Below are 8,986 nucleotides of genomic sequence, written 5' to 3' on the forward strand. Positions count from 1 at the left end.
GTGGTGGGGAGGGGCAGCGCCCCGTGAGGTGGTGGTCGATCAGTGCGCGGCGGGAACGTGCGGCGCGAGCAGCGCCGCCAGCTCCTCGTGCACCCGCGCCTTGAGCAGGGTGCCCTCGGAGGTGTGCTCCTCGGACTCCACCTCGCCTTCTGCGTGCACCCGCGACACCAGACCGCCCTTGGTGTAGGGCACCAGGACCTCCAGAGCGACCTGCGGGCGCGGCAGCTCGGAGTCGATGAGCGCGAGCAGCTCGTCCATGCCCTGGCCGGAGCGGGCCGAGACCACGATGGAGTGCTTCTCCATCCGCAGCAAACGCTGGAGCACCAGCGGATCGGCCGCGTCCGCCTTGTTGACGACGACGATCTCCGGCACGTTCACCGCGCCGACGTCACGGAAGACCTCGCGCACGGCGGCCAGCTGTTCCTCCGGCGCGGGGTGCGAGCCGTCCACCACGTGCAGGATGAGGTCGGAATCGGCGACCTCCTCCATGGTGGACCGGAAGGCCTCGACCAGGTGGTGCGGCAAGTGCCGGACGAAGCCGACGGTGTCGGCCAGGGTGTAGACCCGACCGGTGGGCGTCTCGGCCCGACGGACGGTCGGGTCGAGGGTGGCGAACAGCGCGTTCTCCACGAGCACCCCCGCACCGGTGAGCCGGTTGAGCAGGGACGACTTTCCGGCGTTGGTGTACCCGGCGATGGCGACCGACGGCACCTTGTTCCGGCGGCGCTCCTGCCGCTTGATGTCACGGCCGGTCTTCATCTCCGCGATCTCCCGGCGCATCTTCGCCATCTTCTCGCGGATCCGACGCCGGTCGGTCTCGATCTTGGTCTCACCGGGACCGCGGGTGGCCATGCCGCCGCCACCGCCGCCGCCCATCTGACGCGAGAGCGACTGGCCCCAGCCGCGCAGTCGCGGAAGCATGTACTGCATCTGTGCGAGTGCGACCTGCGCCTTGCCCTCTCGGGACTTGGCGTGCTGGGCGAAGATGTCGAGGATGAGGGCGGTCCTGTCGACCACCTTCACCTTGACGACGTCTTCGAGGGCGATGAGCTGGCCGGGGCTGAGCTCACCGTCGCAGACCACGGTGTCGGCGCCGGTTTCGAGCACGATGTCGCGCAGCTCGCGCGCCTTGCCCGAACCGATGAAGGTGGCCGGGTCCGGCTTGTCCCGGCGCTGGATCACGCCGTCGAGCACGAGGGCGCCCGCCGTCTCGGCAAGGGCCGCGAGCTCCGCGAGGGAGTTCTCCGCGTCCTGTACCGTCCCCGAGGTCCAGACGCCGACCAGCACGACGCGCTCCAAGCGCAGCTGGCGGTACTCGACCTCGGTGACGTCCTCGAGCTCGGTGGAGAGCCCGGCGACACGGCGCAGGGCCGCTCGCTCGGAGCGGTCGAACTGATCGCCGTCCCGCTCTCCGTCGATCTCGTGGCTCCAGGCGACGTCCTCTTCCATCAGGGCATCGGCCCGAAGGCTCTCGGTACGGCTCGTCTCCGCGAAGCTCTGGTTGCCCTGGGAAGGGGAAGAAGAGGAGGTCATTGGATCCTTACGTCGGATGAAGAAATGTGTCCGTACTGGTCAGAACGCTCGCGGGCACCGGAAGATTCCCCACCGCGTCGCCGACCTGAAGATGGTGACACGGCCGGGACGGGGCCGTCACCCCGGTTTCGGGGCGTTCGCGGCGGTGTCGACCGGGCGGCTGCGCCAGTCGGGATGCCCGGGCATGACCGGGGTCTTCGCGTCGTAGAGCCAGCCCTGGAAGAAGGCACCGAGGTCCCGACCGGCGACCTCGCCGGCCAGCGCCGTGAAGTCGGCGGTGGTGGCGGTCCCGTCACGGTGCTCGGTGACCCAGCGGCGCTCCAGACGCTGGAAGGCCTTGGTGCCGATCTCCTGGCGGAGGGCGTAGAGGACGAGGGCGCTGCCGTCGTAGACGACGGGCCGGAAGAGACTGATCTTGTGGGTGGCGGAAGGGGGCTCCGGAGCGGCCGGCGGACCGCCGTCGGCGCGCCAGGCGTCGGAGGCGGCGTAGGCGGCCTTCATCCGACGCTCCAGGGACTTCCCCGCGGTCTCCTCCGCGTAGAGCGCCTCGTACCAACTGGCGTGTCCTTCGTTGAGCCACAGGTCGGACCAGGTACGGGGGGAGACGCTGTCGCCGAACCACTGGTGGGCGAGTTCGTGGACCATGACGGCGTCGACGTACCACTCGGGGTAGGCAGGTTCGGTGAAGAGGCCGCGCTCGAAGAGCGAGAGGGTCTGGGTCTCCAGCTCGAAACCGGTGTCCGCGTCGGCGATCAGCACGCCGTACGTCTCGAAGGGGTACGGGCCGACCTGCCGTTCCATCCATTCCAGGTGGTCGGGGGTGCGGCGGAGCCAGGGCTCCATGCGTTCCCGATCGGCGGTGGCCACCACGTCCCGCACGGGCAGACCGTGCGGACCCGCGCGGTGGACGACGCTGGACCGGCCGATGGAGACCTGTGCGAGCTCGGTGGCCATGGGGTGCCGGGTGCGGTAGGTCCAGGTGGTGGTGGACCCGTGGTTGACGCGGCCGGCCGGGAGACCGTTCGCCACCACGGTGAGTCCGCTGGGGGCGGTGACCCGGAAGGTGAAGTACGCCTTGTCCGAGGGGTGGTCGTTGGAGGGGAAGACCCGGTGTGCGGCGTTGGCCTGGTTGGCCATGGCGAGGCCGTCGCTGGTGCGGACCCAGCCGCCGGTCGCTGCGGGCCCCCGGGGGTCGCTGGTGTGGGTGACGGTGATCTCGACCTCCTCCCCCGCGTCGATCGGTGCGATCGGGGTGACGACGAGGTCCTCGCCACTGCCCGTGTGGCGGGCGGGCAGTCCGTCGACGGTGACGGCGGAGACCGTGCCGTGGGTGAAGTCGAGGTTGAGCCGCTCCAGGTCCTCGGTGGCGCGCGCGTCGATTCGGGTCACGGCATCGAGCGGTTCGGTGTTCACCCCGGAGTAGGTGAGGTCGAGGGCGTACGCGAGGACGTCGTATCCGGGGTTGCCGAGGTGCGGGAAGAGCGGGTCCCCGATGCCGAGCGGCGCCGGGGCGGGCGTTGCGGCAGCGACGAGCCCGACCGAGGCGGCGACCAGGGCGGCGGAGCGGAGCCACCTCGCACGGGGCGGGGAGGTGCGGACGAGCGGCATGGGCCAGGGCCTTTCCGAGGGAATGGCCCTACGGCTACCAGGGCTGCAGCCGCTCGCCGGGGCGGCGCGCTCGCCGGCCACCCGGAAGGGGGTCATCCCGGAGCAGGGGCGTGCGGACCAGGCAGCGGCGCCCGCGTCGGGCGGGTGCTCACGCCCCGCGCGGTTCGCCCGGGGTCCGGTGGCGGGCGCGGCTCACGTCGTACACCCCCGGGACCCCGCGCATGGCCCGCATGAGGGCGGCGAGCTCGGTGGCGTCGGGGAGGTGCAGGGTGTACGTGTGGCGGACCCGCTGCTCGGTGGGCGGCTCGACGTTCGCGGAGACGACGGCGGCCCCGGCGGCGGCGATGGCCTCGGTGAGGTCGGCAAGCAGGCCGGGCCGTCCGAAGGACTCGGCGACGAGGGTGACCCTGCCCTGGGCGGCGTCTCCCCAGCTGACGGGGAGGGGCTCACGGCCGAGGCGGCGCATGGCGTCGACGGCCGAGCAGCCGGTGCGGTGGACGGTGACCGATCTGCCGCGCACCCGGAACCCGGTGATCGCGTCGGGCGGTACGGGAGTGCAGCAACCGGCCGGGCGGACGGCGGACGGCGGCTCGCCGTCCAGGTCGACGTGGAGTTCGGCACCGGAACGGCGGTCGGCCGCAATGCTGACCTGCGGCCGGGGCTCGGCCGTCGCCAGGGGGGCGCCCTCGGGGTGCGCTTCGAGCCAGCCGGTGATCGCGATCCGGGCGGCGGGGGTCCTGGCATGGTCCAGCCATTCCGGGGACGGGCCGGAGGCTCCGTCCTGGGCGAGCAGCAGTTGGACGGTGTCCCCGTCACCGAGGACGGTGCTCAGCGGTGCGAGCCGACCGTTGACCCGGGCGCCGAGGCAGGCATGGGCCGCGTCGCCGTGCTGTGCGTAGGCCGCGTCGACACAACTGGCGCCGGCGGGCAGGCTGATCGTGCCGGGGGTGCTGCCGTCTGCGCGGAAGACGGTGATCTCGTCGTCCTCGGCGAGGTCGGCGCGGAGCGAGGTCCAGAAGGTGTCGGGGTCGGGGGCGGACTGCTGCCAGTCGAGGAGCCGGGAGAGCCAGCCCGGGCGGGTGGGGTCGACGCGCTCTGCGTGCTCGCCGAGCACGGCAGGGGTGCCGGACTGCTCGGTGGACACCTGGCCCACATGGGGGTTGCCGAGGGCGACGACTCCTGCTTCGGCGACCTTGTGCATGCGATGGGTGCGGATGAGGACCTCGGCGACGGTGCCGTCGGGAGCCGCGATCGCGGTGTGCAGCGATTGGTACAGGTTGAACTTGGGGGCCGCGATGAAGTCCTTGAACTCGGAGATCACCGGTGTGAAGCAGGTGTGGAGCTCGCCGAGCACCGCGTAGCAATCGGCGTCCTCGGCGACCAGGACGAGCAGCCGGCCGAAGTCACAGCCGCGCAGTTCGCCCCGCTTGAGGCGGACCCGGTGGACGGAGACGAAGTGTCGGGGGCGGACGAGGACCTCGGCTCCGATGCCCGCCTCGCGCAGGACGACGGCGGCCTGTTCGGCGACGGCACCGAGTTCGTCGGCGGCGCCGGGGTTCCCGGCGATGAGCGCACGGGTGGTCTCGTACTCCTCGGGGTGGAGGATCGCGAAGACGAGGTCCTCCAACTCGGTCTTGAGGGCTTGGACGCCGAGTCGCTCCGCGAGCGGGATGAGGACGTCCCGGGTGACCTTGGCGATCCTGGCCTGTTTCTCGGGACGCATCACCCCGAGGGTGCGCATGTTGTGGAGGCGGTCGGCGAGTTTGATCGACATGACGCGGACGTCGCTGCCGGTGGCCACGAGCATCTTGCGGAAGGTCTCGGGTTCGGCGGCGACACCGTAGTCGATCTTCTCCACCTTGGTGACGCCGTCGACGAGATGGGCGACCTCGGCACCGAACTCCCGGCGCACCTGGTCGAGCGTCACCTCGGTGTCCTCGACGGTGTCGTGGAGGAGGGAGGCGGTCAGGGTGGTGGTCTCGGCGCCGAGTTCGGCGAGGATGAGGGTGACCGCCAGCGGATGGGTGATGTACGGCTCGCCGCTCTTGCGGAACTGGCCGCGGTGCGAGGACTCCGCGAGGACGTACGCCCGGCGGAGCACCGTCAGATCGGCCTCGGGGTGGTGGGCGCGGTGCGCATCGGCCACGTGGCTGATGGCATCGGGCAGGCGGTCACGCGGGGCCGGTCCCGCAGTGGCGCCGAGGAGGGCGGCGCGGCCGAGGCGGCGCAGGTCGATCCGGGGGCGTCCGCGTCTGCGGACGACCACGTCGGCGTCGGCGGACTCGACCGCACTCAGGGGGTTGGTGGCCTCTGCGCTCATGGGGCACCTCCGGCAGCGTCGACCGGCGGGGAGCGGGCCAGGCGTACCCGGGGGGCCGGTGCTTGATGCTACCGACCCCACCACGTGGCGCAGTCGTGCTCTCGCCCAGCGTGAACCGGATCACCCATTCGAGCGACAAATCAGTCGTTGACAGTTTCGATTCCGTCGGGCGCTGCCGCGTCGGGGAGCTCCAGCCACGCCGGGTCGACGGTGCCTTCGGCCACGATGACGGCCGGTCCCGTCATGTCGATCCGACCGTCGGGGTGCTCGGTGATCACCAGGGTGCCGCCGAGCACGTCCACGGTGTACGTGACGGGGGTGCCGCTCTCGGCGGGGTCGAGACCGTCCCGGCGCGCGGTGGCGACGGCGACGGCGCACGCACCGGTGCCGCAGGACCTGGTCTCGGAGGCCCCCCGCTCGTGGACCCGCATGGCGACGTGACGGGGCCCCCGGTCGGCCACGAACTCGATGTTCACCCCGTCCGGGTAGACCGCGGCCGGCTCGTACGGCGGCTCGTCGTACAGGCTTCCGGCGTGGGCCAGGTCCGCCACGAAGGCGACCGCGTGCGGGTTGCCCATGTTCACGTTCCGCGCGGGCCAGCTGCGGCCGTCGACGGTGACGGTCACCCCGGCCTCGGGGAGCACCGCACGGCCCATGGCCACCGTGACGGAACCGTCCTTGTCCAGGTGGACGTGCTTGATCCCGGCGCGCGTGGCGACCGCGAGCTCACCGGTGGTGACGTGTCCCGCGTGCTCCAGGTAGCGGGCGAAGACCCGGACTCCGTTCCCGCACATCTCGGCGACCGAGCCGTCGGCGTTGCGGTAGTCCATGAACCACTCGGCTTCGCCGGCCAGGTGGCGCGCTTCGGGGTGGGCGGCGCTGCGCACCACGTGCAGCAGGCCGTCGCCCCCGATGCCCGCCCGTCGGTCACAGAGCCGCGCCACGACGGCTGCGGGAAGGTCGACGGCGTTCTCCGCGTCGGGGACGATCACGAAGTCGTTCTCGGTGCCGTGGCCCTTGAGGAAGGGGAGCGGCTGGATCGGCGAGGTCTGCGTGCTGGTCACGCGATCAACTGTACGGGCCGGCGGCGAGGGACGAGGAGGTCCGTCCACGGGACGGAACCCGGAGCGGCCGGCCGTACGGGGAGGGGAGCGCCGGCGGTGGTGTGGCGAGGGGCGGACGTCGACTCAGCGGAGCCGGGCCACGCGCCAGACGGCGAGGGCGACCAGGGCCACGGTGGTCGATGCGTACAGGGCGAGGACGCGCCAGTTGGGGCGCTCGCCCGAGCCGCGCTGCGGGAGCCCCGGCCAGGTGTGGCCCACCTTGCGGGCGGCCATCATGCCCCAGCCCGCCGCGCAGGAACTGATCAGTACTCCGAGCATGGCGACGACGGCGCCGCCGTCACCGGATCCGAAGGCGAGCGGGAAGGCGAACATCAGGGAACCGAGTGCCGCCAGGGCCACGATCGGTGCGAGTTGCCAGATCCTCAGTCGGCGTTGGGGACGCAGCTCGACCTCGACCTCGTCGGTGTCGACCTCGACGGCGGTGCCGACCGCGTCGTCGGGTCCGTCGGGCGTCAGGCCCGGCGCTCCGGCCGGGGCGTCGGCCGCCGGGCGGCCCGGTGTGCCAGCCGACGGATCCGCCGTCGGCTCACCCAGGGCCGCTCCGTGCTGTTCTCTGTCGCGAGGGCCGGCCTCCATCGCCACGCGCCCTCCCCACTCGGACTTCACTCGGTCGATCGATGCTCGATGATGGCACGCTCGTGACCGCCGAAATGACGGGCAGCGCGTCCCGATGCCATCACGTGATCAGGCTGTAACCGCTCGTTCGACCAACGAGAGCGCCTCCCGCGGGAGTTCCCCGCGGTGATCGGCGGCTCCGCTGAGCCAGTGCACGCGCGGGTCGCGCCGGAACCACGAGTCCTGGCGGCGGGCGAAGCGCTTCGTGGCCCGCACGGTCTCGGTGCGCGCCTCGTCCTCGGTGCACTCTCCCGCGAGGGCCGCGAGGACCTGCTGGTAGCCGAGGGCACGGGCTGCCGTGCGCCCTTCCCGCAGCCCGCGCGCCTCCAGGTCGCGCACCTCGTCGACGAGACCCGCGTCCCACATCCGGTCCACGCGCGTGGCGATCCGTTCGTCGAGCTCGGGACGGGCCACGTCGACCCCGATCTGGACGGTGTCGTAGACGGAGTCGGGCCCCGGCAGGTTGGCGGTGAAGGGCTTTCCGGTGATCTCGATCACCTCCAGGGCCCGGACGATGCGGCGCCCGTTGCTGGGCAGGATCGCGCGCGCCGCCTCGGGGTCGGCCGCGGCGAGCCGGGCGTGCAGGACGCCGGAGCCGCGCTCCTCCAGCTCGCCCTCGAGCCGGGCCCGGACGGCGGGGTCGGTGCCCGGGAACTCCAGGGCGTCCACGGCCCCCCGTACGTACAGCCCGGAGCCGCCGACGAGAACCGGGGTGCGCCCCGCGGCGAGCAACCGATCGATCTCGGCGCGGGCGAGCCGCTGGTACTCGGCGACGCTGGCGGCCTCGGTCACGTCCCAGATGTCGAGGAGGTGGTGCGGGATGCCGCCGCGCTCCTCCACCGTCAGCTTGGCGGTCCCGATGTCCATCCCCCGGTAGAGCTGCATCGAGTCGGCATTGACGACCTCGCCGCCGAGCTGTTGGGCCAGGAAAACGCCCAGATCGGACTTTCCGGCTGCGGTGGGGCCGACGATGGCGATGACCCGCGGGGCGGGGGCTGCTCTTCTCACCGTCCCAGTCTCGCAAACCTCCCACACCGTCCCGAACGAACCGCACGACGAGTGCGGCTCCAGCCGCGCCGTCCGGTGCGGATTTCCGGCCGCGGGCCCCTTCCGCAGCCCTTCGCGCCCCTTCGCGCCGAGTACGCTATGGAATGAATACGGGCGTTTTCGCAATGTCTTGCCGGACGGAGAAGGACGAGGGCGAGACCTCTTCGGAGGAAACCGGAAGGGCTGCCGGAGCCGGCGCTGCGGCACGGGGCGCCATCGGCGGCGTGGACCGGTGCGGATGTGCGGTCACCGGCGGATGCCGCTCGGCGCGGACGCCGAGGCCCTGGCACCTCCGCCGCGCGGTCGGCCGGGGCCGGCGACGAAGCGGGCGACGGCGCCCGCGAACAGCCCTCGGGCTCCCGGGGGCGGTGCACGGAACGGACGAGACGAACACGGACCCCAAAGGTCCGCGGAGGGAAGGTGCCCCATGGCTCTCCTGGATTCGCTGAAGGCGAAGCTCGCCCCGGCCAAGGACAAGGTCGCCGACCTCGCACAGCAGCACGGGGAGAAGATCGACCACGGCCTGGACAAGGCCGCGAAGATGGTCGACGAGAAGACCAAGGGCAAGTACAGCGACAAGATCCGATCGGGTACGGGCAAGGCCAAGGACGCCATTGACCGAATCGGCCACAAGGACGGGGGCACGCCCGGTGAGGGAGGAGCGACGCCGCCGGCCGCCTGACGACCGGCGTCCGCCCTTTTGACCCCGTACGGCGGACGGCCACGGAACATCGTGTTC

Annotated in this window: 7 protein-coding genes; 1 reads left to right on the top strand and 6 read right to left on the bottom strand. The window is 72.0% G+C overall.

Annotation, left to right across the window (positions count from 1 at the left end; all coding sequences use genetic code 11):
* Positions 1-39: 39 nt before the first annotated feature.
* The 6 genes from hflX to miaA form a co-directional block, all read right to left on the bottom strand.
* Positions 40-1,533, bottom strand: a complete 1,494-nt coding sequence (gene hflX, locus ACFW2Y_RS32580; RefSeq protein WP_384886329.1) for a GTPase HflX — start codon at positions 1,531-1,533, stop codon at positions 40-42.
* Between the two features lie 117 nt (positions 1,534-1,650).
* Positions 1,651-3,141, bottom strand: coding sequence for a M1 family metallopeptidase (locus ACFW2Y_RS32585; protein WP_384886333.1), 1,491 nt, complete (start codon positions 3,139-3,141; stop codon positions 1,651-1,653).
* 148 nt (positions 3,142-3,289) lie between these two features.
* The gene (locus tag ACFW2Y_RS32590; protein ID WP_384886337.1) at positions 3,290-5,461 is read right to left on the bottom strand and encodes a RelA/SpoT family protein; all 2,172 of its coding nucleotides are present in this window, start codon (positions 5,459-5,461) and stop codon (positions 3,290-3,292) included.
* Positions 5,462-5,601: 140 nt separating this feature from the next.
* Positions 5,602-6,525, bottom strand: a complete 924-nt coding sequence (gene dapF / locus ACFW2Y_RS32595; protein WP_384886340.1) for a diaminopimelate epimerase — start codon at positions 6,523-6,525, stop codon at positions 5,602-5,604.
* A gap of 123 nt (positions 6,526-6,648) precedes the next feature.
* The gene (locus ACFW2Y_RS32600) at positions 6,649-7,161 is read right to left on the bottom strand and encodes a hypothetical protein (protein WP_384886348.1); all 513 of its coding nucleotides are present in this window, start codon (positions 7,159-7,161) and stop codon (positions 6,649-6,651) included.
* A gap of 108 nt (positions 7,162-7,269) precedes the next feature.
* Entirely contained in the window at positions 7,270-8,208 is a 939-nt protein-coding gene (gene miaA / locus ACFW2Y_RS32605; RefSeq protein ID WP_384886342.1) for a tRNA (adenosine(37)-N6)-dimethylallyltransferase MiaA, read from the bottom strand.
* 466 nt (positions 8,209-8,674) lie between these two features.
* Here miaA and ACFW2Y_RS32610 point away from each other — a divergent pair, with 466 nt between their 5' ends.
* Positions 8,675-8,929 (top strand): antitoxin, encoded by a 255-nt coding sequence (locus ACFW2Y_RS32610; RefSeq protein ID WP_384886345.1) that lies wholly within the window; start codon positions 8,675-8,677, stop codon positions 8,927-8,929.
* Positions 8,930-8,986 lie beyond the last annotated feature (57 nt).

It is taken from the genome of Streptomyces sp. NPDC058877 (assembly GCF_042742855.1).
GTDB lineage: Bacteria > Actinomycetota > Actinomycetes > Streptomycetales > Streptomycetaceae > Streptomyces.